24 protein-coding genes are annotated in these 25818 nt (G+C 72.3%); 16 read left to right on the plus strand and 8 right to left on the minus strand.

Going from position 1 to position 25818, the window contains the following annotated elements:
- Window positions 1–132 precede the first annotated feature (132 nt).
- From lnt to A6A06_RS22490, 3 genes are all read left to right on the plus strand, one after another.
- Window positions 133–1746, plus strand: a complete 1614-nt coding sequence (lnt, locus tag A6A06_RS22480; RefSeq protein WP_073763049.1) for an apolipoprotein N-acyltransferase — start codon at window positions 133–135, stop codon at window positions 1744–1746.
- Complete coding sequence (locus A6A06_RS22485) at window positions 1743–2501, plus strand: polyprenol monophosphomannose synthase (RefSeq protein WP_073763050.1); 759 nt, start codon at window positions 1743–1745, stop codon at window positions 2499–2501. The genes lnt and A6A06_RS22485 overlap by 4 nt, the downstream gene beginning before the upstream one ends.
- 235 nt (window positions 2502–2736) lie before the next feature.
- Window positions 2737–3702 carry an LLM class F420-dependent oxidoreductase gene (locus tag A6A06_RS22490; protein ID WP_073763051.1) on the plus strand — a complete coding sequence of 322 codons (966 nt, stop codon included), beginning with the start codon at window positions 2737–2739 and terminating at the stop codon, window positions 3700–3702.
- Between the two features lie 87 nt (window positions 3703–3789).
- Here the strand turns inward: A6A06_RS22490 and A6A06_RS22495 are convergent, their stop codons facing one another.
- Window positions 3790–4035 carry a hypothetical protein gene (locus A6A06_RS22495; RefSeq protein WP_073763052.1) on the minus strand — a complete coding sequence of 82 codons (246 nt, stop codon included), beginning with the start codon at window positions 4033–4035 and terminating at the stop codon, window positions 3790–3792.
- Window positions 4036–4263: 228 nt separating this feature from the next.
- Between A6A06_RS22495 and A6A06_RS22500 the strand changes: the two genes are divergently transcribed.
- Window positions 4264–4632 (plus strand): VOC family protein, encoded by a 369-nt coding sequence (locus A6A06_RS22500; RefSeq protein WP_073763312.1) that lies wholly within the window; start codon window positions 4264–4266, stop codon window positions 4630–4632.
- A gap of 92 nt (window positions 4633–4724) precedes the next feature.
- Window positions 4725–5306 (plus strand): FxsA family membrane protein, encoded by a 582-nt coding sequence (gene fxsA, locus A6A06_RS22505; protein ID WP_073763053.1) that lies wholly within the window; start codon window positions 4725–4727, stop codon window positions 5304–5306.
- Between the two features lie 503 nt (window positions 5307–5809).
- Here the strand turns inward: fxsA and A6A06_RS22510 are convergent.
- From A6A06_RS22510 to yczE, 4 genes are all read right to left on the minus strand, one after another.
- Window positions 5810–6193 (minus strand): RNA polymerase-binding protein RbpA, encoded by a 384-nt coding sequence (locus A6A06_RS22510; protein ID WP_031000331.1) that lies wholly within the window; start codon window positions 6191–6193, stop codon window positions 5810–5812.
- 389 nt (window positions 6194–6582) lie between these two features.
- Window positions 6583–7404, minus strand: coding sequence for a glycerophosphodiester phosphodiesterase family protein (locus tag A6A06_RS22515; protein ID WP_073763054.1), 822 nt, complete (start codon window positions 7402–7404; stop codon window positions 6583–6585).
- Between the two features lie 239 nt (window positions 7405–7643).
- Window positions 7644–8570, minus strand: a complete 927-nt coding sequence (locus tag A6A06_RS22520; RefSeq protein WP_073763055.1) for an LLM class F420-dependent oxidoreductase — start codon at window positions 8568–8570, stop codon at window positions 7644–7646.
- A gap of 292 nt (window positions 8571–8862) precedes the next feature.
- A complete protein-coding gene (gene yczE, locus A6A06_RS22525) occupies window positions 8863–9441 on the minus strand; it encodes a membrane protein YczE (RefSeq protein WP_079194278.1) in 579 nt (192 codons plus the stop codon).
- Window positions 9442–9652: 211 nt separating this feature from the next.
- On the opposite strand from yczE, the gene A6A06_RS22530 reads away from it, so the two are divergent.
- A complete protein-coding gene (locus A6A06_RS22530; RefSeq protein ID WP_073763057.1) occupies window positions 9653–11155 on the plus strand; it encodes an SCO1417 family MocR-like transcription factor in 1503 nt (500 codons plus the stop codon).
- 170 nt (window positions 11156–11325) lie between these two features.
- Window positions 11326–11673 (plus strand): hypothetical protein, encoded by a 348-nt coding sequence (locus A6A06_RS22535; RefSeq protein ID WP_073763058.1) that lies wholly within the window; start codon window positions 11326–11328, stop codon window positions 11671–11673.
- A gap of 4 nt (window positions 11674–11677) precedes the next feature.
- Here A6A06_RS22535 and A6A06_RS22540 read toward each other — a convergent pair whose 3' ends face one another.
- Both A6A06_RS22540 and A6A06_RS22545 read right to left on the minus strand, forming a co-directional pair.
- Complete coding sequence (locus A6A06_RS22540; RefSeq protein WP_073763059.1) at window positions 11678–13387, minus strand: ABC transporter ATP-binding protein; 1710 nt, start codon at window positions 13385–13387, stop codon at window positions 11678–11680.
- Between the two features lie 93 nt (window positions 13388–13480).
- Window positions 13481–13675, minus strand: coding sequence for a hypothetical protein (locus A6A06_RS22545; RefSeq protein WP_073763060.1), 195 nt, complete (start codon window positions 13673–13675; stop codon window positions 13481–13483).
- 232 nt (window positions 13676–13907) lie between these two features.
- Here A6A06_RS22545 and A6A06_RS22550 point away from each other — a divergent pair, with 232 nt between their 5' ends.
- Window positions 13908–14840 carry a DMT family transporter gene (locus A6A06_RS22550; RefSeq protein WP_199931069.1) on the plus strand — a complete coding sequence of 311 codons (933 nt, stop codon included), beginning with the start codon at window positions 13908–13910 and terminating at the stop codon, window positions 14838–14840.
- Between the two features lie 181 nt (window positions 14841–15021).
- Window positions 15022–15564 (plus strand): GNAT family N-acetyltransferase, encoded by a 543-nt coding sequence (locus tag A6A06_RS22555; protein ID WP_073763062.1) that lies wholly within the window; start codon window positions 15022–15024, stop codon window positions 15562–15564.
- A gap of 8 nt (window positions 15565–15572) precedes the next feature.
- On the opposite strand, the gene A6A06_RS22560 is transcribed toward A6A06_RS22555, so the two are convergent.
- Window positions 15573–16577, minus strand: coding sequence for an alpha/beta fold hydrolase (locus A6A06_RS22560; RefSeq protein WP_242440872.1), 1005 nt, complete (start codon window positions 16575–16577; stop codon window positions 15573–15575).
- Window positions 16578–16790: 213 nt separating this feature from the next.
- Between A6A06_RS22560 and A6A06_RS22565 the strand changes: the two genes are divergently transcribed.
- From A6A06_RS22565 to A6A06_RS22595, 7 genes are all read left to right on the plus strand, one after another.
- Window positions 16791–17360, plus strand: coding sequence for a TetR/AcrR family transcriptional regulator (locus A6A06_RS22565; protein WP_073763063.1), 570 nt, complete (start codon window positions 16791–16793; stop codon window positions 17358–17360).
- A gap of 344 nt (window positions 17361–17704) precedes the next feature.
- Complete coding sequence (locus tag A6A06_RS22570) at window positions 17705–17944, plus strand: cold shock domain-containing protein (RefSeq protein WP_242440873.1); 240 nt, start codon at window positions 17705–17707, stop codon at window positions 17942–17944.
- Window positions 17945–18205: 261 nt separating this feature from the next.
- Window positions 18206–19804 (plus strand): SpoIIE family protein phosphatase, encoded by a 1599-nt coding sequence (locus A6A06_RS22575; RefSeq protein WP_079194226.1) that lies wholly within the window; start codon window positions 18206–18208, stop codon window positions 19802–19804.
- 369 nt (window positions 19805–20173) lie between these two features.
- The gene (locus tag A6A06_RS22580; protein WP_073763066.1) at window positions 20174–20638 is read left to right on the plus strand and encodes a DNA-binding protein; all 465 of its coding nucleotides are present in this window, start codon (window positions 20174–20176) and stop codon (window positions 20636–20638) included.
- Window positions 20639–20757: 119 nt separating this feature from the next.
- Window positions 20758–22896: a hypothetical protein gene (locus A6A06_RS22585; RefSeq protein WP_073763067.1), complete on the plus strand. Its 2139-nt coding sequence runs from the start codon at window positions 20758–20760 to the stop codon at window positions 22894–22896.
- Between the two features lie 14 nt (window positions 22897–22910).
- Entirely contained in the window at window positions 22911–24533 is a 1623-nt protein-coding gene (locus A6A06_RS22590; protein ID WP_073763068.1) for an ABC transporter substrate-binding protein, read from the plus strand.
- 338 nt (window positions 24534–24871) lie between these two features.
- Window positions 24872–25702 (plus strand): 2OG-Fe(II) oxygenase, encoded by an 831-nt coding sequence (locus A6A06_RS22595; RefSeq protein WP_079194227.1) that lies wholly within the window; start codon window positions 24872–24874, stop codon window positions 25700–25702.
- The last annotated feature ends 116 nt before the right edge of the window (window positions 25703–25818 follow it).

A 25818-nucleotide genomic window follows, 5' to 3' on the forward strand; every position in this document is an offset into this window, starting at 1 on the left:
GGCGGTGTGCCCTGCTCCCCGCCGTGCCACGGGTGGCGCGCCTTATACCCCTTGTCACCCCCGGTCCGCAATCGCACAACCCCGTTGTACGGTCTGCACACCACCGCATGACCTGCAAGGAAGGCCGCGACCGTGCCATCGGGCTCCGACACCCCACCACCAGCCGTTGCCGGGCGTGGTCGCCGGTTCGCGGCGCTGGTCCGCCGCGAGGCACCGCGTACGGCACTCGCCGTCCTGAGCGGCCTGGTCCTCGCGCTGGCCTTCCCGCCGTACGACCTGTGGCCGCTGTCCCTCGTCGGCGTCGCGGCCCTCGGCCTGCTCACCCGCGGACGGACGGCCCGTCAGGGCTCCTGGACGGGTCTCGCCTTCGGGCTGCCGTTCTTCTTCCTGCTGCTGAAGTGGCTGCATGTCGTCGGCTGGGACGCGGTGTTCGGGCTGGCCCTCGTACAGGCTCTGTACATGGTCCTGCTCGGCGCGGGCCTGGCCGTCACCTCCCGCGTGAAGTACGCGCCGGTGTGGGCCGCGTGTCTGTGGGTCACCGAGGAGTGGGCCCGCGACCGCGTCCCCTTCGGCGGCTTCCCGTGGGGACGGCTCGCCTTCGCCAACACCGGCTCGCCCTTCACCCCGCTCGCGGCCCTGGGCGGCGCTCCGCTGGTCACCTTCGCCGTGGCCCTCAGCGGTGCGCTGCTGGCCGCGGCGGCCGTCGTCCTGTGGGGGCTGCGCCGCGGACCCGGCAGGACGGTGCGGGCGGCCCTGCCCGCCGTGGAAGCCGTCGGCCTGGCCGCCGCGGTCACGGTGTCCGGTCTCCTGGTCCCGGTGCACACCGACGCGGACGACCGCGTCGACATCGCCGTCGTCCAGGGCAACGTGCAGCGGCCCGGCATGGACTTCCTCGGCCGCCCGATGCAGATCCTGGGCAACCACGCCACGGCCACGGAGAAGCTGGCCGCCGACGTGAAGGCGGGCAAGGCGAAGAAGCCCGACCTGGTGATCTGGCCCGAGAACGCCTCCGACCTCGACCCGTTCCGCTATCCGCAGGCGTACGACCGCATCGACGAGGCGGTCAAGGCGATCGGTGTGCCGGTCCTCGTCGGCGCCCTCGTCAACCACCCGGACAAGCCGGGTTACGTCTTCAACCAGGGCATCGTCTGGGACCCGGTCAAGGGGCCCGGCGCCTCGTACACCAAACAGCACCCGGTGCCCTTCGGCGAGTACGTGCCGTTCCGGGAGCAGCTCAGCAAGATCATCACACGGTTCCAGCGGGTGCCGCGCGACTTCTACCCCGGCGACCACACCGGCGTCCTCGGCATCGGCCCCGCCCGGCTCGGCGACGTCATCTGCTTCGAGGTCGCCTACGACGAGATCGTCCACGACACCGTGAACGCGGGCGCCCGCGCCCTCGTCGTCCAGACCAACAACGCCACCTACGGCCGCACCGGGCAGCCCGAACAGCAACTGGCCATGTCCAAGCTGCGCGCCGTGGAACACGGCCGTGCCGTCGTCACGGCGGCCACCAGCGGGATCAGCGCGGTGGTGGCCCCTGACGGTACGGTCACCCACAAGATCCCGGAGTTCACCCAAGGGGTGCTGGAGGCGAGCCTGCCTCTGCGTGACGAAAAGACCGTGGCCGACCGCGTCGGTGCCATTCCCGAGTGGGTGCTCGCTATCGTGGGGCTTCTGTCCTGCGCCGCCGCGACAGTCATCGGCCGGCGCGGGCGTACGAAGGACGAGAAGGGGCAGCAGTGAAAGACGGCGGTCAGCGGCAGTACGGTCCGCTCGGGACCACCTTGGTGATCATTCCGACCTACAACGAGGCGGAGAACATCAAGCCGATCGTCTCGCGGGTACGGACCTCCGTGCCCGAGGCACACATCCTCGTCGCGGACGACAACAGCCCGGACGGCACGGGCAAGGTCGCCGACGAGCTGGCGGCGGCGGACGACCACGTCCGGGTGCTGCACCGCAAGGGCAAGGAAGGGCTCGGCGCCGCCTACCTGGCGGGCTTCAGATGGGGCATCGAGAACGGCTTCGGTGTCCTGGTGGAGATGGACGCGGACGGCTCCCACCGCCCCGAGGAGCTGCCGCGGCTGCTCACCGCCCTCAAGGGCGCCGACCTCGTGCTCGGCTCCCGCTGGGTCCCCGGCGGCCGGGTGGTGAACTGGCCCAAGCACCGCGAGTACCTCTCCCGCGGCGGCAGCACGTACTGCCGGGCCATGCTGGACGTGCCGCTGCGCGACGTCACCGGCGGATACCGGGCCTTCCGCAAGGAGACCCTGGAGGGGCTCGGCCTGGACGAGGTCTCCTCGCAGGGCTACTGCTTCCAGGTCGACCTGGCCCGCCGCGCCGTCGAGAGCGGCTTCCACGTCGTCGAGGTCCCCATCACCTTCGTCGAACGCGAGCGCGGCGACAGCAAGATGAGCAAGGACATCGTCGTGGAGGCCCTGTGGCGGGTCACCGGCTGGGGCGTCGGCTCCCGGGTCAACAAGCTCCGCGGGCGCTGAGGGGCCGGGTCGAGGCCGGGGTCCGGGTGCCGGGTTCGGGGGCCGGGGCCGGGCGAACGAGTGGTGCGGCCCGGCGTCGGCCGGTGTGCGCCGCCGGTCGGCCGGGCAGGTGAGTGTTCGCGTTCGCGTTCGCGGGAGCACACGCTGGGCCGGTCGGGCGTACTCTTCCGGGCCCGGCCCGCCGTCATCGCGGGGGCCGAGTTTTGCGGTCGCATGATCGGGAAACTCGCGGCATATGGTGCAAATCGGCTATACGATGATGACTGAGCAAGCCGGCCCGCGTGATCTCGTCGACCACGTCGTCCGGGCCGAGGAGACCGGGTTCGACTTCTCGGTGACCTCCGACCATTACGCGCCCTGGCTGGCCTCCCAGGGCCACGCCCCGTACGCCTGGAGTGTCCTGGGCGCCGCGGCGCAGGCCACCTCCCGCATCCCGCTGATGACGTACGTGACGTGCCCGACCGTGCGCTACCACCCGGCCGTCGTCGCGCAGAAGGCCGCGACGATGCAGCTGCTCTCCGGCGGACGCTTCCGGCTGGGCGTGGGAGCGGGCGAGAACCTCAACGAACACGTCGTCGGGCGGGGCTGGCCGGGCAAGAGCACCCGGCACGAGATGTTCACCGAGGCCCTGGAGATCATCCGGGCGCTCTTCGAGGGCGGCACCGTCACGTACCACGGCAATCACTTCGACGTGGACGCCGCCAAGCTCTGGGACCTGCCCGACCAGGCTCCGCCGATCGGCGTGGCCGTGTCGGGGGAACGGTCCTGCGAGATCGCCGGCCGCCTCGGCGACCTGGTCATCGCGACCGAGCCGAAGGGCGATCTGATCACCTCCTTCGAGAAGCACGGCGGCGCCGGCAAGCCGCGGGTGGGGCAGCTGCCCATCTGCTACGACCCCGACCGGGACGCCGCGGTGCGCCGCGCCCACGACCAGTTCCGCTGGTTCGCCGGCGGCTGGAAGGTCAACTCCGAGCTGCCGGACCCGGCCGGGTTCGCCGGAGCCACCCAGTTCGTACGGCAGGAGGACGTGGCCGGGACGATCCCCTGCGGCGACAACGTGGACGACTTCGTCGAGGCGGTGCGTCCGTACGCGGAGGCCGGATTCACGGAGATCGCCGTGGTGCAGGTCGGCGGCGACCACCAGCGGGAGTTCTTCGACTGGGCCGGGAAGAAGCTGCTGCCCGCGCTGCGGGAGCTGTGAGCGTGCCGGGAGCCCCGCGGGACCGGTTCCGCGGGGCTCCCGGGCCGACGGGAGGGCGTGCGCCGTCCGGCGCACCGGCCCGCCGCATCAGTCGGCGGGCTCGTCCGGGGTCGGCTCGTCGGCCTGTGTCTCACGGTCGTGCGCCGCGCCGCGGCGGCCCGTACCGGGAACGTCGGTGTCGGGGACGTCCGTGTTCTCCTCGCGGTCGTCCCCGTCGTCCGGGCTGCGGCCCTCCCACGGGTCCGGCGTGCCCCGCGGGTCCGCCTGCTGGTCCGGCAGGTCCCGGGGGATGGCGCTGCCGCCCTGCTCCGGTGTCTCGCTGCGCTTGTCCATCGCGTGGCCTCCTTGTGAGAGGGACGGGGAAGGTGTCCGGTACGGGTGCCCGACGGGCGCCGCCACATGCGTTCCGGAGTGATCAGGTCCGTACGGGAACGGTCGTACGGAGGCGGTCGTACGGAGGCGGTCGTACGGAGGCGGTCGTACGGAGGCGGTCGTACGGAGGCGGTCGTATGGAAGCGGTCGTACGGAAGTGATCAGGAGCACGGGCGGGAGGAGCCGATGATGGCAGCGGTGACACCGAGCGAGATGGTCATGGTGCTGGACTGCGCCGACCGGGAGGCGCTGGCGGAGTTCTGGAGCCAGGCCCTCGGCTACCGGATCGCGCGCACCTCACCGCCGTACACCGCCCTGACCGACCCGGAGGGGCGCACCCCCGAGCTGCTCCTCCAGGAGGTGCCCGAACCCAAGCGGGGCAAGAACCGGATGCACATCGATCTGCGGGTGCCCGCCATGGAACCCGCACTCGGCAGGGTGGTGGCCCTCGGCGCGCGCGTACTGCGCGGTCCGTCCGACGACGCGGGCACCCTGACCACGGTCCTCGCCGACCCCGAGGGCAACGAGTTCTGCCTGATCGTCTTCGACGGCGCGTGAGGCGCCGGTGAAACGCCCGTGAGGCGCCCGTAGAGCGTCCGTAAGGCGACCCGCGGGAGGGCGGAGCGGCCGGGGCCAGGCACACTTGAACCATGACGTTCGCAGCCACGCCGCCGCCCCGGTCCCGTCCGCCCAAGCGCTCGCGCGCCCGCCGGTTCGTTCCCTTGGGCGTCGCCGCGTGGCTGGTGCTGGAGATCTGGCTGCTGACCCTGGTCGGCGACGCGGCGGGCGGCCTGACGGTGTTTCTGCTGCTCCTCGCCGGTGTGATCGCCGGCGGCTACGTGATCAAGCGGGCCGGCCGACGGGCCTGGAAGAGCCTCACCGAGACCATGCAGGCGGGCGGGGACCCCGCGGCTTCCCCGGGGTCGGGGGAGCGGACCTCCACGGGGAGCGGCAACACGCTGCCCATGCTCGGCGGGCTGCTGCTCATGTTTCCCGGCCTGCTCACCGACGTGGCCGGGCTGCTCTGCCTCTTCCCGCCCACCCGTAAACTGCTCCACCGCCGCGCTGAGCGCCTCCTGTCCCGCCAGGCGCGCTACACACCGGGGACGCTCGGGGACGCCTTCCAGCAGGCCCGTATGCACCAGCCGGACGGCAAGGTCGTCCAGGGCGAGGTCGTCCGTGAGGACGAGCAGCCCGCACCGCGGCGTGAGGACCCGCCGCTGACGCGCTGAGCGCGGTAACTGAGGGCGGGGGAGCGCGGATTGGCCACTTCGGCATACGTCATGTGTCCGAGGTGTGGCGCAGCGTAGTGGCGCTGCCGGGAGGGTGCGTCCGCGGGGGTGTGGGTCTGTGGGGCCGCGGGGCTGTGGGGCCGCCGGGCGTGACGGAGGCCCGTGGGTATGACGAAGCCCCGGCCAGTCGGGGGTACTGGCCGGGGCGGTCCGTGGGTGCGGATGCCGATGGCGGTCGCCTCTCGGCGAAAGGCTCCGTGGGGCTTCAGCCGAACGATCGTCCCCACGGGCGAATGGTGAGGCCCGGGGACACTGTCCCACCGGCACCCGCACCCGTTACAGCGCCCCGGCCCCGTGGATGATTCCGCAGGTGGAAGGTGACCTCGCGCACACCGGCGGGTGCGTTCGGGGGGCGCGTGCGGACGCGGCATGCGTAGGGATACGGAAACGGGCCGGGGCCACTGCGTGGTGCAGTGGCCCCGGCCCGTTCGCGCGTCCGTTCGTCAGGCGGACTTGCGATTGTTGTTGTTGTCGCGCGGGTGCACGGCAATGTTCATGGTGCCGGAGCGCAGGACGGCCAGCCGTTCGGCCAGCACCTCCTCGAGCTCCTCGCGGGTGCGCCGCTCCATGAGCATGTCCCAGTGCGTACGCGCGGGCTTGCCCTTCTTTTCCTCAGGGCCATCGCCATCCACCAGGAGGGCTTGTGCACCACATACCTTGCACTCCCACTCGGATGGAATCTCGGCCTCTACCGAGAACGGCATCTCAAAACGATGTCCGTTCTGGCATGCGTACTCCACCGCCTGGCGCGGGGCCAGGTCGATGCCGCGGTCGGTCTCGTAGCTGGTCACCACAAGTCGCGTGCCGCGAAGAGCTCGCTCACTCATGAATCGTGCCTCCCGGGCTTGTCGCCCACAGGACAGGTGTCGCTGTCGTCGTCATCCGGTCAACGTCCGGTCGGCGGTGAAGATTCCCGTCACCGGGATATGTGCCCACCCGTCGCCCACCACCTTGATGGAGGCGCTGCGCGCCGCTGCCTTCCTTCGTGCCGCCCCTTGTTGTACCCACCAATGCCCGGTTTGTCACATCTGGCAGCAGATGTCACCCAGCGCTTTCCATAGTTCAGCGCGCAGTAACGGTCCGCCTGGTGAGCCAAAGGCGTACACTACCGGCCCGCACCCCCCACGCCTAAATCCGGGTCCCCTTCGGCGCGACCGCCGCACTCTGGTAACGCCTCGTCAGGACGGTGCGGAGCGCTCCTCCGAGAGGACCGGCCTCACGTCGCGGGCCAGGAATCCCGGTCGGTCAGCACCTTCCGCAGTGCGCCGATGTCGTCGGTCATGATCCCGTCGACCCCGAGATCCAGAAGAGCCGCCATCCGGCGCGGATCATTCACCGTCCATACGTGCACCTGCAAACGCCACGCGTGCGCGGCCCGGATCAGCAGCGGGTCCACCACGCGGACGCCGGACTGCCGCTCCGGCACCTGCACACACACCGCGTTGCGCCGGACCGCCGCCCCCAGCAGCCGGTCCAGGGGCACGCCCCGGCCGTACGAGCGCATCCGCAGCCCCAGCACCCCGCGCGTGCCGAGCGAGGTCGCCAGCCGCGGACCGGCCAGCCGCTGGGCCCGCGCGACCCGGGCCTCCGAGAACGACCCGACGCACACCCGGCCCCAGGCGTCCGTGCGGCGCAGCAGGTCCAGCAGCGGCCGGAGCGCCGCCTCCGCCTTGATGTCGACGTTCCAGCGGGCCTGCGGGAACTCCTCCAGCAGCTCCTCGAAGAGCGGCAGCGGCTCCCGGCCCGCCACCCGCGCCCGGCGGACGGCCCGCCAGGGGAGCCGTCCGATCGCCCCGCCCGCGTCGGTGACCCGGTCCAGCGTCGCGTCGTGGAAGGCCACGAGCCGGCCGTCCGACGTGGCGTGCACGTCGGTCTCCAGGTAGCGATAGCCGAGCGCCACCGCGCGCCGGAAGGCCGCGGCGGTGTTCTCCAGTCCGTCCGCGGCGCCGCCCCGGTGGGCGAAGGCGAGCGGGGCCGGGTGGTCGAGGTAGGGGTGCCGTACGGGAAACCCGCGGGTGGTCAACTGCTGGGAGCGCATTGGCCAGAGGATATACAGGGCGGACGGGGGGTTCGTCGGCAACCGGCCACGGGGCGCGGCCGGTATCCGGCGCGCGGCGGGCCTCCGGCGCCGCGCCTCGGTGCGCGGGCGGGCGGGACCGCGGCGGATCGCCCGGAGTCCCCGGCCCGGAGTCCCCGGCCCGGAGCCCTCGGTTCGGCGTCCCCGGCCCGGTGCCCTCCGCCCGGCGCCTTCGGCCCGGAGATCCTGCTCCGCCGCCCTCAGCGCAGCGTCTCGCCCGGAAGGTCGAATATCTGCTCGGCCGCGGTCTCCAGCTGGGTGAGGTCGTGCCAGGGGCTCTCCTCCGGAGGAACCGGCCCGGCGTAGCTCGACAGGAACGTGTCCAGGACGACGTACGGGACGCCCAGCTCCGCCAGTGCCTCCAGGTCCGCGCGGACCTGGTCCACCGACCCGTGGCCCGGCAGCCGGGACTCCGCCTGCACGGGCCGTTCCGTGAGGTGCAGGGCGATCCGCGGCGTCACCGCGGGCGTCGGCCGGCTGGCCGCTTCCGCCGCGGCCTCCAGCACCGGCAGCCGCTCGCGAATCGCGTCCGCGCCCAGGGTGTACGGGTGCCAGGCGTCGCCGAACCGCCCGGCCCGGCGCAGCGCGGCGTCACTGAGGCCGCCGACCCAGACCGGCGGGTGCGGATCGCGCACCGGGGCGGGCCCTGTCGTGATGCCGGAGTACGCGGCGTGCTCGCCCTGGAAGGAGACCACCGGCTGCGTCCAGTGCTCCTTGATGCAGGCGAGGTACTCGTCGGTGATCCGGCCGCGGGACGCGAAATCGATGCCGAGCGCCGCGTACTCCTGTTGCGACCAGCCGACGCCCACACCGAAGACCAGCCGGCCGCCGCTGAACCGGTCCAGGTTGGCGGTCACCCGCGCGGTCTGGAGGGGATGGCGGTACGGGAGGACCACGACCGTGGTGCCCAGCTCGATGGTGCTGGTCCGGCCCGCGAGCCAGGCGAGCGTGGTGAACGGGTCGTAGAACGGCGGCGGGAAGACACCGGCGACCTCCGGGGGCAGCGTCACATGATCGGAGATCATCGCCAGGTGGTAGCCCAGCTCCTCGGCGCCGCGCACCCATGTCTCGATGCCCTCGGGTGTGGTGTCCGCCCCGTAGTTGAGGACGTTGATCCCGATCTTCACAGCCGCTCCCTTGGTGGTCGTGCCCCTCGTTGCGGGCAGCAAAAGGCCAGGTCAGAGGGGTGTTTGATGGAGAGAGCGTAACAGTCGGGAAGATCGGGGGAGGGGGCGTGCGGCGATAAATCGGTACAAGGGTAAGGGAGTTGCTCCCGGGGCGGGGAGGGGTGCGAAGGGGTGATCCCGGTTCCTGCCCCGGCTCCGGTTCCTGCTCCGGTTCTGCCCCGGCCCCGGCCCCGGCCCCAGCCCCGGTCCCGGTTCCTGCCCCGGTCCCGCTTCTGCCTCCGCCCCGCCCGGCTCAGGAGGACGGTGCGGGTGCCGAGACCGGCGCGGACGACGCCACCACGCGGCCGCCCCGCCCGCCGATGGTGAAGAAGCGCAGCGAGAACTGGGCCAGGGGGCCGATGGCCAGTGCGTAGAGCACGGTGCCCACGCCCACCGAGCCGCCGAGCGTGAAGCCGGCCACGAGCACGGCGACCTCGATGCAGGTCCGCACCAGGCGCAGCGGCCGGCCCGTGCGCTGGTGCAGGCCGGTCATCAGCCCGTCGCGCGGCCCGGGACCGAAACGGGCGGATATGTAGAGCCCCGTCGCCATACCGTTCAGCAGGATCGCGGCGGCGAGCAGGGGGATGCGGAAGGCGAGCGAGGTGATCTCCGGTACGAGGGCGATGGTCGCGTCCATCACCAGGCCGAGGATCACGACGTTGGAGACCGTGCCCAGCCCGGGGCGTTGCCGTAGCGGGATCCACGGGAGGAGGATCAGCGCGCCGGAGGCGATCGTGATCGTGCCGATCGACAGGCCGGTATGGCGGGAGATGCCCTGGTTGAGGACGCTCCAAGGCTCCAGGCCGAGCCCGGCGCGCAGCTGTAGTCCCATGCTGAGGCCGTACAGCACCAGTCCGGTGTAGAGGTGGACGAGGCGGCGTGGCAGCCGCCGGCCTGTCTCCTCTGTGTCCTCCACGGCGTCGGACCTCCGTGCGCTGAACAAGGCGTTCCCCCTCCTGGCATGATTGGACTGGCACGTGACACTCTGTGGCTCGGAGTTGATCAGGTTCCATGGCCAATTCGGGAAAGGTGGACTGCTCACGATGGCGCAGTGGACTTCAGCGGTGGGGGCGTCACAACTTGCCCGGTTGCTCCGGTCGCAGGACACCCGTGACGCCGTGGCTCCGGCCGGCCGCCGCATCCCCGCCTACCGCGGCCTCGCGGACGGTGTACGCCTCCTCGTCCTGGAAGGCCGGGTACCGGTCGCCGCCCGCCTGCCCGCGGAACGCGAACTGGCCGCCGCTCTCTCCGTGAGCCGCACCACCGTCGCCGCGGCCTACGAAGCGCTGCGCGCCGAAGGCTTCCTGGAGTCCCGCCGCGGTTCGGGCAGCTGGACCGCCGTCCCCGCGGGGAACCCGCTGCCCACCCGCGGCCTGGAACCTCTGCCGCCGGAAGCCGCCAGCTCCATGATCGACCTCGGCTGCGCCGCCCTCCCGGCCCCCGAGCCGTGGCTGACGCGCGGCGTGCAGGGCGCCATGGAACACCTTCCGCTGTACGCGCACACCCACGGCGACTACCCGGCAGGCCTGCCCGCCCTGCGCCAGGCGCTCGCCGACCGCTACACCGCCCGCGGCATCCCCACGATGCCCGAGCAGATCATGGTCACCACCGGAGCCATGGGCGCGGTGGCCGCCATCTGCCGCCAGATCACCCGGCCCGGCGAGCGCGTCGCCGTCGACTCCCCGTCGTACGCCAACATCCTCCAGCTGATGCGCGACGCCGGTGCCCGGCTGGTGCCCGTCGCCCTCACCGACCGCCTCGCCGGCTGGGACATTCCGGCCTGGCGCCAGGTCATGCGGGACGCCGCGCCCCGCATGGCGTACGTCGTCGCCGACTTCCACAACCCGACCGGCACCCTCGCCACCGAGGACCAGCGCCGCCGCCTGGTGGACGCCGCCCGCGCGGCCGGAACGGTCCTGGTCGTCGACGAGACCATGGCCGAACTCCGCCTGGACGACATCGAGATGCCCCGGTCCGTCTGCGCCTTCGACCCCGCGGGCAGCAACGTCATCACGGTCGGCTCGGTCAGCAAGGCGTTCTGGGCCGGGATGCGTATCGGCTGGGTACGGGCCGCCCCCGACATCATCCGCAGCCTCGTCGCCGCCCGCGCCTTCGCCGACCTCGGCTCGCCCGTCCTCGAACAGCTCGCCATCACCTCGCTCCTGGAAGGCGACGGCTGGGAGCAGGCCGTCGAGATCCGCCGCGACCAGGCCCGCGAGAACCGCGACGCGATCGTCGCCGCGCTCCGGCGCCATCTGCCCGACTGGGAGTTCAGCGTGCCGGGCGGCGGCCTCACCCTGTGGGCGCGCACCGGCGGCCTTTCGGGCTCGCGGATCGCGGAGGCGGGGGAGCGGCTCGGCGTACGGGTGCCCTCCGGGCCGCGGTTCGGCGTGGACGGCGCGTTCGAGGGGTTCGTCCGGCTGCCGTTCACGGTCAGCGGAGCCGTCGCCGACGAGGCCGCGTCCCGGCTGGCCGCCGCGGCCCGCCACGTGGGGGCGGGAACGGCCGCCGGAGAGGTCGAGACGCCGCACAGCTTCGTGGCCTGAGGACGCCCCTGCCGCGGTGCGCTGTGACGAGCTGCGGCTCGGCCCTGCCACCGTGCGTGCGTGAGCGGGCATGGCTGTGGTTTCGCGTGCATCAACCGTGTCACCTGGGGAAGCGTCCGGCGGGATGGTGGCCCAAGGAGGGCTGCACGCGGCCGACTACGCTCGTGTCCATGGATGCGACCCTGCCGTTACTGATCATCATGGGCTTCTTCGCCGTGGCCTTGGGCTGCTTCGCGTGGCTGGCCGTGCACATTCGCCGCCGGGGCCTCGCGGGTGGGGCCACGAGCGCGGCCCTGGCCTCGTACGAGGAGGCGTTCCGCGCCACGGCTCACGCGTCGCACGTGGAGATCCGGGCCCAAGCGGAACGTACGGTACCGGCCTGGTCACCTGACGGTCACTGGGGACGGACGCCCGGCGGAACGGGACCGGTGGGCGCGGCGGCGCGCCGGCCGCTCCAGCAGCGTTCCCGCCGCTCACGCCGGGGCCGCTGGACGGACCGGCTGAGGCGTGGCCGCTGACCGGTCACGTGGTCTCCGAGGGGGCGGACGGCGGGGCGGGGCCGGTGGCTCCGAACAGCACGTCCACCCCGATGGCCCGCTCCGCCCTGGTGGTCCGCTCCGCCTCGACGGTTTGCTCCGCCCCGACGGCCCGCTCCGCTCCGGCTGTACCGGCCGCCGTGGTCAGGTCCTCGGTCGCGTCCTCGGGTGTGTCCCCCGTCAGCGGAGCCGCGGGTTCCGGAAGGAGGTCCAGTACTGCCTGCCGGTGCGCTTCGCTCGTGGCGTCGTCGAAAGGGTCGGGTGTGGCCGGGACCTGGAGGCGGTGCACCGGCCCGGTGCCCAGCCGCGCGTAGCCGCGTCCGGGCGGTACGTCGGCGGCCGGCGTGGTGTGCGGCGGCGCTCCCAGCACCGCCTGTACCTCTTCGGGGGCGGCCGGTCCCAGCACGACCCTGGCCCGGGTGTGTGTCAGCACGGGTTCGCTCAGCAGTCCGGCACTGTCGATCTGGTCGGCCACCACCACCGTGACGTAGGCCGCCCGGCCGTGCCGCAACGGCACCTGTAGCAGGTGCTGCGGGTCCTCGCGCCCTTCGGCCGCCGCGAGATGGGCCAGCGCGGTGGGCCGGTCGAGGAGGATCCACAGGGGCCAGCGGATGTCGTCCGGAGCCTGCCGCCCGGCCTGCCGGGCGCGGTTGGCGGTGATCAGCCGCCGCTCGGTCTCGTGCGCCGCCCACTCCAGCGTCGCGAGCGCCCCCGACAGCCCGGACTCGACCCCCATGACACCGGTCCGCTCCGCCAGACACGCGTACTCGCCGGTCCCGCTGCCGTCGATCACCAGGACGTCACCGTACGGAAGTGCCTGCAGCGCGATGGACCGCAGCAGCGTCGTGGTGCCCGAACCCGGCTGCCCCAGCACGAGCAGGTGGGGCTCGGTCGACCGCAGACCGGTCCGCCACACCACGGGCGGCTCGTCCCGGGCCCCCTCCCCGGCCTCCACCGGCAGCGTCCGCTGGACGGCGTCGGAGTCGGTGAACCCGAGGACGGTCTCACCGTGCGTCGTCACGAACCGCTGTGCCGCGATGTCGGTCGGCAGCGGGGGCAGCACCGTCACCGTCAGCTGGTTCGACTCCTCGTCCCACCCGAAGTGGTACTCCCTGCCACGCCCCGACTTGGCGTACAGCACCTGCTCGATACGGGCCCGGGACGCGGTGTCGCCGTCGGTGAAGTACGCCGGGTACCTCAGCGTCAGAAGGGCCGGACGTCCCGCCTCGTCGAAGGCGTACTCGACGAAGGCGCCCTCCCAGTCCCCGTCGTGGGCGTACAGGGGGTGGGGGTCGCCCTCGATCGCGAAGTAGGGCACCAGCGCTTCGTACAGCGCCCGCAGGCGGCCGGTCTCCGCTTCTCCCGGACCGGCGGCGGGCTCCTCGGCCGGCTGCTCCCGGCCCGCCCAGGCCGCCGCCGCCATGACCGTGACCAGGGCGAGCACGGGCCCGTACGGGACCAGCGCCACCGCCAGGACGCTGCCGGCGGCGAAGAACAGCAGGGTGCCGCGCCGCTCCTTGGGCGTCGAGGACCAGCGCCGCCGCCCGGCGGCCAGCAGCCGGCGCAGCCCGCGGCTGATCGTGATCAGCGGGTGGAACACGTCGGCCGCGCCGTCCGCCGCGGTACGCGCGAACTCGCGGCCGCGGGCGATCGGTGCGCTGTCGGTCAGGATGCGGGGCAGTGGACGCCGGGCCACATCATCTCCTGGGGGATCGTGCGGTGGTCGCTCCGGGACCCGAGGGCGGCCGGGTGCCGCCCGCCGGACGGTGCGCGGGAGAGAGGGCCGCGGTCAGAGCTTGATGCCGCCCAGGAGGTTGGCCAGGCTCGCCCCGCCGGCCTTGATGCTCGGCGCGATGGCGGAGCCCGCGAGGTAGAAACCGAACAGGGCGCAGACCAGGGCGTGGGACACCTTGAGTCCGTCCTTGCGGAAGAACAGGAAGACGATGAGGCCGAGCAGAACGACGCCGGAGATGGACAGAATCATGGAGTTCTCTCCTCGGTGGTGGGGACGGTCACCATGAGTCCTTCCAGCCTCACAGCAAGTATCAAGCCGCAAAAAGCTGCGAACGGGTGATTCGCCGGCGAAACCCCCCGGCCGGCGCAACACAACTGCCCGGACGCCCCCGGATCCCGCATAATTGCAGGTCAGGTGCCGGTCCGGCACCGTGGAAGCAGTGGCGGCCGGTGGCCGTCGCGCGCGACCGCAGGAGTTTTCGGTGCAGGCTGTGCTCGCCGCGTTGTGCGCCCTGCTGACGGCCGCGGCCAACGCCACGGGCACCGTGCTCCAGCGGATCGCGGCCCGCGAAGTGCCGCCGGGCGACGCCTTCAGCGTCCGGCTGTTCCGGCACCTGCTGCGCAGCCCGGCGTGGCTGGGCGGCATCGCCGTCATCGTCGGTGCCGCCGCGTGCCAGGCCCTGGCCCTGACGTTGGGCTCGCTGTCGCTGGTGCAGCCCATCCTGGTCGCCGAGCTCCCGTTCACGCTGGTCATCGCCAGTGCGGTGGCGCGGCGGCGGTTGCCTGCGGCCGGTTGGGCGGCCTCGGTCACGGTGGCCGCCGGACTCGGGCTGGGGCTGGCCGCGGCCGCCCCCTCCGGTGGCGGCACCGAAGTGTCCGCCGGGACGTGGGTGCTGACGCTGCTCATCACCGGGGGCGCCATGGCCGCCTGTGTACTGGCCGCCCTGCCGAGGCCCCGCGGCAAGGCCCGTGCGGCTCTCTTCAGCTGCGCCTCCGCGATCGGTTACGCCCTGACCGCGACGCTGATGAAGGCGGCGACCGAAACCTTCGACCGGCACGGCCCCGGCGCGTTCTTCACCTGCTGGCAGACGTACGCCTTCGTGGCGGCGGGAGCGTGCGCGCTGTTTCTGCTGGCCAACGCCATGGAGTCCGGTCCGCTGGTGGCTTCGCAGCCCGCCCTCACCCTGGGGGAGGCGCTGGTCAGTCTGGCGCTGGGGATCCTGGTGTACGGGGAGCACGTACGCGCGGGCTGGTGGCTGATCCCGGAGGGGGTCGGGGCGGTCATGGTCACGTGGGGTGTCGTGGTGCTGCCCCGGGCCGACACGGAGGAGGCCGAGGGGCGGGAGGGGGCCGATGGGGAGAAAGGGACTGAAGGGGAGGAGGGAACCGAAGGGGAGGGAGCGTCCGTCGATTGACGGCGCTCAGAGCGGCGTCCGTCGCCCGACGACGCTCGGACGGCCGAGGTCAGGGCTTGGTCAGGGCTTCCGCCGTCGAAAACCGGTGTCGTGGACCCATGGGCGAGAGCTACCTTCCGTCCATGGACGTACCCGTCACGCTCCGGCGCCCGGTCCCCTCGCTCCGGCGCCCGGCTCCGCGATGATCACCTGGCGCCGGGCCACCGAAGGCGACTTCCCGCTCCTGCAACGCTGGCTGGCGCAGCCGCACGTGGCCCGGTGGTGGAACCACGAGACCTCGGCGGAGGCGGTGGCGCGCGACTTCGGCGCCTCGGCCAGGGGCGAAGAGCCCTCCGAGGACCTGCTCGTCCTCCTCGACGGCCGCCCCCTCGGCCTGGTCCAGCGGTGCCGGCTCGCCGACTACCCGGAATACCTGGCCGAGTTGGCCGCCGTGACCGAGGTGAGCGGTGAAACGGTGACCCTCGACTACCTCATCGGCGATCCGGAGCAGGTGGGGCGGGGGCACGGCCCGCGCATGATCCGGGCCGTCGTACGGGCGACGTGGCGCGACTATCCGTACGCCCCGGCCGTCCTGATCCCCGTACCGGCCGCCAACCGGGCCTCCTGGCGGGCCCTGGAGAAGGCCGGGCTGCGCCGTGTCGCGGAAGTCGAACTCGAACCGGACAGCCCTGCCTCCGGCCGCGCGCACCACCTCTACCGCGTGGCCCGGCCGGGGGAGGGATGACCCGGACGTCAGGCGCGGGCCGGTGCCGGGCCGGGCAGATGGCCGAAGAAGTCCAGCAGGGCGGCGTTGACTTCGGCGGGCCGTTCCTGCTGGGTCCAGTGCCCGCAGCCGGGGAGGGTGATGCTGCGGTGCAGCTTCGGTGCGACCGTCTTCAGTGAGGCGAGGAGTTCGTCGATGCCGTGCAGCGACATCACCATGTCGCGGTCTCCGCCGACGTACAGCGCGGGCTGGTCGATGCCGCGGCCCCGGAAGGCCGTCAGCAGCTCGTGGTTCCGCTGGATGTTCCGGTACCAGTTGAGGGGGCCGGTGAACGCCCGCTCCCCGTGGTTGGCGTACTCGCGGACGAACGCGTCGATGTCGTCCGGGGTGAGCCACGCGGGCAGCCGCTCCGGCTCGGGGACCGAGTCGATGAGGGCCGAACCGTCGGGCACGATCCAGGGGCGCGGTGTGGCGGTGGCGGGGTTGTCGCCCGAACCGCTGGACAGGATACGGCGGAACGTCGAGGCGGGGTCCCGCGCCAATTCCGCGTCCGCGACGCCCGGTTGCTGGAAGTAGAGCTGGTAGAAGCCGTCGCCGTAGTGCTGCCGCGCGGCCTCCGGCGGCGCCATGCCCGCGGGCAGAATGGGCGGCACGCTGAGTCCCGCGACGGCCCGTACGACGTCCGGGCGGAGCATGGCCGTGACCCAGGCGACGGGTGCGCCCCAGTCGTGGCCGACGACGACGGCCTGTTCCTCGCCCAGGGCGTGGATCAGGGCGATCACGTCGCCGGCCAGATGCAGCAGGGTGTACGCGTCGGCGTCGCCGGGCTGCTCACTGCGGGCGTAACCCCGCTGGTCCGGTGCCACCACCCGGTATCCGGCCGCGGCGAGCGGGCCGAACTGGTGGCGCCAGGAGTACCAGCTCTCCGGGAACCCGTGCAGCAGCAGGACCAGTGGCCCTTCGCCCTGTTCGGCGATGTGCAGGGTGACTCCGTTGACTTCTACGTAGCTGTGCTCGATGGCGGCGATTGTCACGTGTCCTCCGGCGTCTCGTGGCGTCGATCGGGGGGAAACCGATCGGTTTCTCATGGGGGAACGCTAAACGATCGAGGTCCGGGGGTGTGCCCCGGGGTGCGGGTTCGACTTCGGCTGCACCAGGGAGTCCGGAACCGGGAGTGCGTCGCACCGCGCGCCGGGCATGGTGCACCGATCGGTTTCCGGGGGCGTGCGGCGCGATATTCTCCCCACATGTCCAGTACAGACAAGGCGTCCACCCGGGACCGGCTGCTCGACGCGGCGGCCGAACTCTTCTACCGCGAGGGCGCCTCCATCGGGGTCGAGACGCTGTGCAGGACGGCCGGGGTCTCCAAGCGCTCGATGTACCAGCTCTTCGACAGCAAGGACGAGGTCTTCGCGGCCAGTCTGCGGCGGCGCGCCCCGGCGTACGAGGAGCAGCTCGCCCTGCGCAGCGTCGACGCGGGGCCGCCGCGCACCCGCATCCTGTACGTCTTCGAGCGGCTGGAGAAGCTGGCGGAGACGGCCGACTACCGGGGCTGCCCCTTCCTGGCGGCGCAGGTCGAGCTCAAGGACCCCGGGCACCCGGCGAGCATCGTCGCCGAGGAGGTCAAGCGGCACCTGACCGACGCCTTCCGCGCCGAGGCCGAGCGGGGCGGGGCACCCGACCCCGGGCTGCTGGCGCGGCAGCTGACCCTGGTCTTCGACGGCGCGAGCGCTCGCGCCGGCGCCGGAGTGGAGAGCCTGGCCGGGCTGGCCGTGACCACGGCGGCCGTGCTGCTGGACGCCGCGGGCGTGGCGTAACCGGCCGGGGCGGGGCGCCGCGGCGAAAGGGGACGGCCCGTCCATCGGCGAGGACTGGATGCCCGTGGTGTTCGCCACCCTGCGGGACGGCACGCCCTGCGCGTACGCCGGTGTGCGGGCGGCGCCGAAGGTCCGGTAGGTCCGGGGCGGGGACGCGGTCCGGCCGCGCCCGCCGTGCGGTGACCGGGTGGGTACCGGCTCGGGCTCCGGCGGGGAGACGGTGCGAACCGTAGTGAAGGCCGTGCCGGGCGCCGGGTCCGAGCTACGTGCGCCTGTCGATGCGCTCCCTTAACAACCGGTGAGGGGGCACCCGTGGGATGTCTTGCCCGCTCCATCCGACAGAGGTGATCGCTGTGCCCCACGGCATCGTCAAGTGGTTCGACCACGAACGAGGCGCCGGCCTGGTTGCCCAGACCGGCGGAGGGCCGGACGTCCTCGCCTACCGCTTGGCCATCCAGGGGGACGAACCGGCCCGCACGCTGACGTCGGGAGAGCGCGTCTCCTTCAACCTCGTCGAGGACTTCGAAGGCATCCGGGCGGAGAACATCTACCGTCTCCCGGGCCGGGACCGCTCCCCGGCCTGACCCGGCTGCCCGGCCGCACCACGCGACCGCCTCACGAAATCAAGCGCAACCAGACGGGGAAGCGTAAAGGTTCAGTCCAGTCGCGTCCAAAAGCGAACAAACCCGATGAGGCTGGACGGCGCATGCTCCACTATCCGCACCCTCGCAGGCAAGGGTCTGCGGGGCACGGCGGGGACGTACCCGGGCCGGCCGCAGGTCCGTGACGGGAAGCCGCACTCCTGCCGCCCGGGGCGTCGATGCGTCATGCGAAGTGAGGCACGAATGACGTCAGTGGAGGCCCCGCGGAACGGCGCGGGCGAGGTCGAGCTGTTCCGGGGGCTGGTGGAGTGTTCGCAGGACGCGATCCTGACCAAGACGCTGGACGGTCGGATCACGTTCTGGAACACGGCGGCGCAGCGGCTGTACGGGTACCGGGCGGCTGAAGTGGTGGGGCAGCACATCGGGTTGCTGATTCCGCCGGACCTCAAGGACGAGGAGGCCGGGCTGCTGGAACGGATCGGCCGGGGGGAGCGGATCGAGCACTACGAGACGCGCCGGGCCACCAGCGACGGCCGGGTGCTGGACGTCGACGTGTCGCTCTGGCCGGTCCGTACCCGCGAAGGCGTCATCCACGCCGCCTGCTCCATCACGCGGGACCTCACCGACCGCAAGAAGGCCGAGCGGGAACTCGTCGAACTGTACGCGCAGCAGCGGCACATCGCCCTCGCCCTGCGCCTGATGGGCGCCTCCGAACAGATCCCCGGGGCCCGCGCCGCGACCCGCTACCTGCCCTCCACCCAGGGCCAGGGGGTGGGCGGCGACTGGCTCGACCTGATCGACCTGGGCGCCGGGCGGGTCGGGGTGATCATCGGAGACGTCATGGGGCGCGGCCTGGACGCGGCCGTGGTCATGGGCCAACTGCGCTCCGCCGCCCGCGCGCTGGCCCTGGCCGGGACTCCGCCGTGCGAGCTGATCCAGACGCTCGACACGTTCACCCGCGGGTTGCCGGAACAGTTCGTCACCTGCACCTACCTGGAGGCGGACCCGGCGCTGGGCGAGGTGACCGCCTGTTCGGCCGGACACCTGCCGGTCTGGCTCATCGCGCCCGACGCGACGGTCAGCGCGCTGCCGGTGCCGACCGGCATCCCCCTCGGCGTGGGCGGCGTACCGCACCAGGAGGTCCGCCTGCCGCTGCGTGCCGGTACGACACTGGCCCTCTGCACGGACGGCCTCGTGGAGACGCCCCGCAGCGACATCGAGACCCAACTGGGCTTACTGACCACCACCTTGAGCGATGTCTTCAGGACCTCGACGGACCTGGAGGACGCCGCCGACCACGTCCTGCACACCCTCCTCCCGGACACCGCCACCTACTCCGACGACGTCACGCTCCTGCTCGTCGGCTTCCCCACCGCCCCGCTGGACACGGCCGCCGTGGATCTGGCCGGCGAGCCGTCCTCGGTCCCGGAGGGCCGCCGCTTCCTGCACCGCACGCTGCGGATGTGGGGCCTGACCGCGCTCGCCGACACCGCGATGCTGCTCGCGTCGGAACTGCTGACCAATGCCGTCTGCCATGCGCGCGGGCCGCTGACGCTGCGCGTCTGGTACAGCGTCCGGGAACTGGGCGTGGAAGTCGTGGACGGCAGTACGCCCCGGCCCCGGGCCCGGCTCGCGGACAACGCGGAGGAGAACGGCCGCGGCCTGATGCTCGTCGAAGCACTCGCCGACGCCTGGGGAACGCGACCCGACACCGTCGGGAAAACCGTGTGGTTCACGCTCCTGACAGCCCCGGCTCCGGCCGTCGTCGCCCGGCCGGCCGGTGTGGCTGCGGGCGCGCGCGGCAGGGCGGAGACGGTGGGGGTGCCGGAGCCCGCCTCCTGAGAACCCCTGCCGCACGCCCGGCGCTGCGCTGTCCGGGTGATCGTTTCGACGGTGTGCATGGTGGTGGCGGCGGTGGGCAGTATCGACTCGCTTCGTTCCTCGGGGAAGACGAACGAAGCCCAGGCGGGCCGGGGTCGTTCGGCGGCGGAAGGCCGGTGACGACGGCGCCCCGGCCCGCCCCCCGCCGGTGTGGGCCTCAGCAGTTCACGAAGTCCCGGCGCACCCAGTAGCGGTTGCCGTCGCCGCCCCGGAAGGTGCCCTCGTTCCACCAGCCCCTGTCGGATTCCGTCGGAGAGAGCGAAGAGCGAGCAAACAAGTTGTTCACAATGAACCGTTGACAAGGTGTCGTAGTGGCGCCATGCTCGCTCCATGGCACCCACCTTCGAGCAGGACGACGACCCCCGCACGGACCCCTTCTCGCTGCCGGACGCGCAGCAGGCACGCGCACAACGGGTGCCCGCGTCGCTGTTCCGGATCGCGGAGCGGCACGCCGCCACCCCGGCGCAGCGCGGACGGCAGGCGCACCCGTCGGTCCTCGGGCCGCACGAGGCCGTACGGCTGGTGTCGTTCCTGATGAGCGGGGCGGCGCGGCTCGCCGAGGGCGAGCCGGAGGTGGACCGGGCGGACGTCACCGCGGCGCTGAGCCTGCTCCCGCTGGTGCGCGGCGAACTGGACGAGCTGGAGGCCGGACTGCTGCGGATGGCGCGCGGGCGCGGCATGACCTGGCCCGAGGTGGCGTTCGGGCTGGGGCTGGGGACTCCGCAGGCGGCCCGGCAGCGGTACGAGCGGCTGGTCGGCCGTATCCGTGCCGAGGGGGAGACGGGAGAGGAGTAGCGGACGGCGGTGCCGTGACGGGAGGTTCGGGAGGGAGCAACTCTCCCCCGAAGGCCCGGGTCTGCACTAACCTGACGTGTCATCACAAGCGGTGCGGTCGGTGACGCCTCGGGGGGCCCGTGCCTGACGATCTCGGATTCGGCAAACTGCTCGACGACGACGGGCTGCTGGCCCGGCTGCTGGGCAAGACCCGCGAGGGGCGCAACCGCAAGCCGCTCCACGGCCCCGACCTGCCCGTGGTCCTGCTCGTCGGCGGGCCCGGTATGGGCAAGGGCCGGCTCCTGGCGTGCGTACGGAACGCGTACGGCCGGCACGTACCGACGGCGCACATCGACTGCGGCCTGACGGTGTACCGGGAGCAGGCGGAGCAGCACCCACAGACGCGTTCGGTGACGACCGAGGTGCTCCGCGAGATCGCCCGGCAGTTCGGCGCGTGGCAGGGCGACGGCGGGGCGGTCGCCACCCCGCGCCTGTACGCGGGGCTCGCCGCCGTCGCGGCCGGCGACCCGCTCGCCGACACGGCCACCCTGGTCAGCGAGGTGCAACGGCACGACGAGCTGCTGCCGCGCGGCTCCTTCTGGCGCGGGGTGCTGAACCGGGCGGGCAGGGCCTACGTCGGCGTCGTCGCGGGACTGGTGGCCCACCCGGGAGCCGTACCGTTCATCAACGCCGTCCTCGACGAACTGCTCGCCCGCACCTCCCAGGAAGGCAAGGCACTGCTGGCGGCGTGCTACGGCGAGTACACGGGCGCGGGCGGCCACCCGAAGCTGGGACTGCACTCCCTGGCCTCCCACTTCCAGCAGGGCGGCGAAGCGCGCGAGGTCGCCGAGGGCTTCCTCTTCCGCGCGCTGCGGCAGGACATCGAGGCCGCGTACGTATCGCTGCTGGGCCGGCTGTCCCGGGCCGGCCGCCCCGCCCTGCTGCTCGACCACGCGGACAACGCCCTGGGCAGACGGCTGGTGAGACCGGTGCTGGAGGACCGCGAGCGGGGGCACCACGACCGGCTGGTGGTCATGGCGACCGCGCGGCGGGAGGACGGCGGGCGCTTCCTCTACCACGTCGGTGACGCCGGGGGCACCGACGACGACACTCCCGTCAGCTGGCGGCCCTCCGACGGGGGCCTGCCGCGGTGGAGCCGTCCGGCCGGCGGCGTCCCCGGCCTCACGCCCCTGTCCCGGGGCGTTCTTCTCGTCCGTATGCCGATGCTGACCCGTGACCAGCAGTCGCGGGAGACGGCCCGCCTCCAGGTGCGGCGGGCACAGGGCGACAACGCCGCCCAGCTCCGCATCGACAGCGGCATCCACCGGCTGAGCGGCGGACGCCCGCTGTTCGTGACCCGGCTGGGGGAGGCGACCGCGTCGCTGACGTTCCGGGAGCCCGGCGAGGGCACCGACTGGGCCCTGCTGGACGCGCGGGTACGCGCGGGGGAGGACGCGGAAGGCCGACCGGTCGCCGAACTCCTGCTGGACGACCTCATCGTCCGGCAGCTGCCGGAGGAACTCCCGCCGGAGCAGCGCGGGCACTGGCTCGACCTGCTCAGCCATCTGTCGGTGGCCCACGACGCGGAATGCGCCCAGGTCCTGATGCGCGAGGTGCAGGCGGGCCGGGACGAGCGCCTGTCCGCGTACCGCATCGCCGAGCTGCTGGGGGACAGCGGCTGGCCGCACTGCCCCCGGCACTTCATCGGCGACCTCGGCCTGCGCCGCCTGCTCATGCGGCGCCTGTACCGGCTGCGCGCGGACGGCGCGGCCTGGCACGCCGGCCAGAGCCTGCTGCGGGACCACTACCGCGCCCTGGAGGACGACGCGGCCGACGAACTCTTCGGCTCCGCCGCCGCGCACGGCATGCACCACCATCTGGCGGTCGGCGACGCGGAGGCGGTCACGGACTACCTCGACCGCACCTTCCTCACCCGCAGCGCACGGGTCTGGTGCGACGAACTGCTGGCCATCGCGGAGGCACCGCTGCTCGGCCGTGCCGACGACCGGCGGGCGCGGGCGCTGGGCGAGGCCGAGGTGCCCGGCGACGTGCGGCACAAGCGCATCGACCGGCTGCTGCACGCCGTACGCCTCTGCGAGGACCGTACGGGACCCCTCGACGAAGCCGTGACCGACACCCTGCCCAAGCTGCTGGAGCGGCTGGGGGAGGAGCCCGCCGCCGGGGCGGGCACGCTGACCCACACGGCCCGCGACTGGAGCGACCGGCTCGTCAACAGACAACCGCTCAGACCGTGCACCTGCACGAGACACATCGGGTAAGGGAGGGTGCGGCGTTGAAGAACTGGCTGTACAACACGTTCTGGGCCACCTGGATCCGCAAGGCCTTCACGGCGCTCGTCGTTCTGGCCGTGGTCGTCCCCGCCGCCGTCCTCCTCCCCGCGAAGATCGGGGAACCGGATCTCTGCGCCGAGGGAGTCGTGCGGAGTGCCGGTGAATGCATCGGCGTCAACGGCTCCGGCTACGACTTCGGAACCGGCGAGATCCGGCAGGTCACCGAGGCGATCCGCAAGGAGAACAAACGGGTCGCCGACCGGAACAACAGCGTCACCGTGGCGATGATGCTGCCCCTCCAGCCGAAAGTGCCCGCCGAACGCAAGCAGCTCCGCAGCGAATTGCAGGGAGCGTACCTGGCGCAGTACCGGGCCAACCGCACGGAGAAGACCCCGCTGCTGCGCCTCGTACTGGCCAATCCCGGCGCCGACTACGCGCAGCAGGAAAGGGTGGTGGACCAGCTGGCGGCCATGGCGGATTCCGAGCGGGACAATCTGCGGGCCGTCACCGGATTCAACCTGAGTCTCGGCGCCACCAGAACGGCCATCGCGCGGCTGACCGGCGAGCTGAAGATCCCGGTCCTCGCCAGCCGGGTCAGTGCCGACGAGATCGCCAATCCCGACAATCCCAGCGGCCCGCTCCGCTTCCCCGGACTGGCCCGCATCATCCCCACCAACCGGCAGCAGGCGGACGCGCTCGCCAATTTCCACGGCGGGCTCCGGGACGCGGAGACCGTCCTGGTCAAGGACACCCGGCCGCACGACATCTACGACGAATCGCTCGCCAAGGCGTTCAGCCGGCCGGAACCGGGCCCGCCCGGCCCGAAGGACCAGGTGTACGAATCGCCGGGCATCACCGAACCGGGCCAGACCGCCAACCACTTCGCGCTGATCGGCCACAACATCTGCGAATCCGACGCGCGGATCGTCTATTTCGCCGGCCGCCCGGTCCACCTCCGGCTCTTCGCCCTGAAACTCTCCGAAGTGCCGTGCCACGGGAAGAAGTACACCATCGTCAGCGGATCGGGCGCGGCGACACTGGACCGGTATCTGAGCGACGCCGACTGGAAGAAACTGCGGGGCGACGGCGGAAATCCCACGATAACCGTGCAGTACGCGGCTCCCGGCCATCCCGACGCCTGGGACACGGCGCTGCGCATGTGGGAAAAGGACCGGCAGGCGGAAACGGGCAGGAAGCCGTCGGCCGCGGACCGGCCGGCCTATCTGACCGACCCGCGCGAGGAACTCCGGGAGCTGCGCGGCCTGATCGGCCGGCAGGCCGTCGGCGACATCGGCCCCGTACAGCTGGAGGATTCCCGCACGATGCTGGTCCACGACGGCGTGCGCACCATAGCCGAAGCCGTATTCCTGGCGAACGCGCAGGCCGTCGGGTCGATACCGTCCCGGGAACGCGTCGCCGCCGAGTGGCCGCGCCTGGAGGCCGCGCACCGGGTACGCGGCACGAGCGGCTGGATCTGCCTCACCAACGGGGGCAACGCCTACGACAAGCCGGTGGCCGTGGTCCAGCTGGACCCGCACATCCGCAGGGTGGCGTTCGTCGGTCTGGGCTGGCCGGAGAAGAAGCCCCAGCCGGCCGACTGCGTGGTGCCCAGCGGCACCGGTTGACGCGGGACCGGAACCATTTCCGGCGGACCGGCACGGTCTTCGGCGGGACCGGGATGTTCATTCTTCTCCGCAGTTTGTCGGAACGTCGTTCCACCGGCACTCGTCCATGAGGGGCCTTCTCGTTCCCCCGATGGAGCGGGCTGCCGGAGAGTGCGGTGCGGACGGGAGGCGGGCCGGGAGAGGCTGTGCGGGACGTGCCCGGGTTTTCCGGAACCGGGCACGGGCGGCAGGAGGAACCGGGCACGTGCGCAGGGAAGGGAGCGGAAAGGCAATGGGTTTGGTCATATGCTTCAGCGCTGCCTCGAATTCTCTTCCCATGCCGAGTGGAGAGTGACGACGTGACCTCGACTTCTTCCGATGCCGGTGTCCGCGTGGCGTGCGACGCCCCCGGGGACGGCGACTTCGCGCACGAGCTGACTCCGGATTCCTTGCTGCGTCTGACCCGCAGAGAGATCGCCGCCATTCACGTACCCGGCTTCTGCGACCGGCGGATCGCCGCGGAAGTGGCCCGGAAAGCCGTGCGGCACAAGGCGCTGGGGAATTATCACAAGAAATATACGAGTACGGTGGGACGAGTTCACATGCCGCACATCGACACGGCGTGGAATCCCGAACTGACCGACCGGTACCACGACGCCGCACTGCCCTCGACCCATGAAGTGCGCGCCCTGTTCGCGCCGTATCTCTCCCCGGTGGACCACGTACGGCTGCTGCTCCAGGAATGCTGGCCGGCCGGTGCCAATCTGCTGCGGCTGCGCGGCCGGCCGTGTTTCGTCGGCGCGCTGCGCGTGTTCCGCCCGGCGGCCTCGGTCTTCCCTCCGCACAACGACCACATCGAGCAGGAGACGGACGCCCCGGAGATCGCCGGGGTGACCGAGCAGCTGGTCGCCAACGTGTATCTCCAGGTGCCGGAGGAGGGCGGCGACCTCCAGCTGTGGCGGCGCGACCCCACGAGCGCGGAGACCCGCACGATCCTGGAGGTCGAGGGACTGGACCCGGCGACCGTGGAACCCCCGGTCCATGTGATCCACCCGCAGGCGGGCGACCTGGTCCTCTTCAGCTCCCGGATGCTGCACGGCGTCACCCCGGCCCGGGACGGGCACCGCGTCGGCATGGCCGCGTTCATCGCCTGCAAGGGGCCCGACGAGCCCTTGCAGTACTGGAGCTGATCCGGCGGCGCCTTTGCCCGGCCGTTCCCGGAGGCCCCGGCGAGGTGCCGCCGCTCCCGGCTCCGCTCCCGACACCGCTGTTGTGGCCCCGCGATCCCCTGACGCGCGCCCGTTGT

This window comes from Streptomyces sp. CB02923 (assembly GCF_001905005.1).
GTDB lineage: Bacteria > Actinomycetota > Actinomycetes > Streptomycetales > Streptomycetaceae > Streptomyces.

Coding starts and splice junctions, on each gene's coding strand:
- A6A06_RS22535 (WP_073763058.1), top strand. CDS start 11,326: ATGGATGCGACCCTGCCGTTACTGATCATCATGGGCTTCTTCGCCGTG.
- A6A06_RS22575 (WP_079194226.1), top strand. CDS start 18,206: ATGACGTCAGTGGAGGCCCCGCGGAACGGCGCGGGCGAGGTCGAGCTG.
- A6A06_RS22545 (WP_073763060.1), bottom strand. CDS start 13,675: ATGATTCTGTCCATCTCCGGCGTCGTTCTGCTCGGCCTCATCGTCTTC.
- A6A06_RS22580 (WP_073763066.1), top strand. CDS start 20,174: ATGGCACCCACCTTCGAGCAGGACGACGACCCCCGCACGGACCCCTTC.
- A6A06_RS22565 (WP_073763063.1), top strand. CDS start 16,791: ATGTCCAGTACAGACAAGGCGTCCACCCGGGACCGGCTGCTCGACGCG.
- A6A06_RS22530 (WP_073763057.1), top strand. CDS start 9,653: ATGGCGCAGTGGACTTCAGCGGTGGGGGCGTCACAACTTGCCCGGTTG.
- yczE (WP_079194278.1), bottom strand. CDS start 9,441: ATGGGACTACAGCTGCGCGCCGGGCTCGGCCTGGAGCCTTGGAGCGTC.
- A6A06_RS22510 (WP_031000331.1), bottom strand. CDS start 6,193: ATGAGTGAGCGAGCTCTTCGCGGCACGCGACTTGTGGTGACCAGCTAC.
- A6A06_RS22555 (WP_073763062.1), top strand. CDS start 15,022: ATGATCACCTGGCGCCGGGCCACCGAAGGCGACTTCCCGCTCCTGCAA.
- A6A06_RS22490 (WP_073763051.1), top strand. CDS start 2,737: ATGGTGCAAATCGGCTATACGATGATGACTGAGCAAGCCGGCCCGCGT.
- A6A06_RS22515 (WP_073763054.1), bottom strand. CDS start 7,404: ATGCGCTCCCAGCAGTTGACCACCCGCGGGTTTCCCGTACGGCACCCC.
- A6A06_RS22495 (WP_073763052.1), bottom strand. CDS start 4,035: ATGGACAAGCGCAGCGAGACACCGGAGCAGGGCGGCAGCGCCATCCCC.
- A6A06_RS22500 (WP_073763312.1), top strand. CDS start 4,264: ATGGCAGCGGTGACACCGAGCGAGATGGTCATGGTGCTGGACTGCGCC.
- fxsA (WP_073763053.1), top strand. CDS start 4,725: ATGACGTTCGCAGCCACGCCGCCGCCCCGGTCCCGTCCGCCCAAGCGC.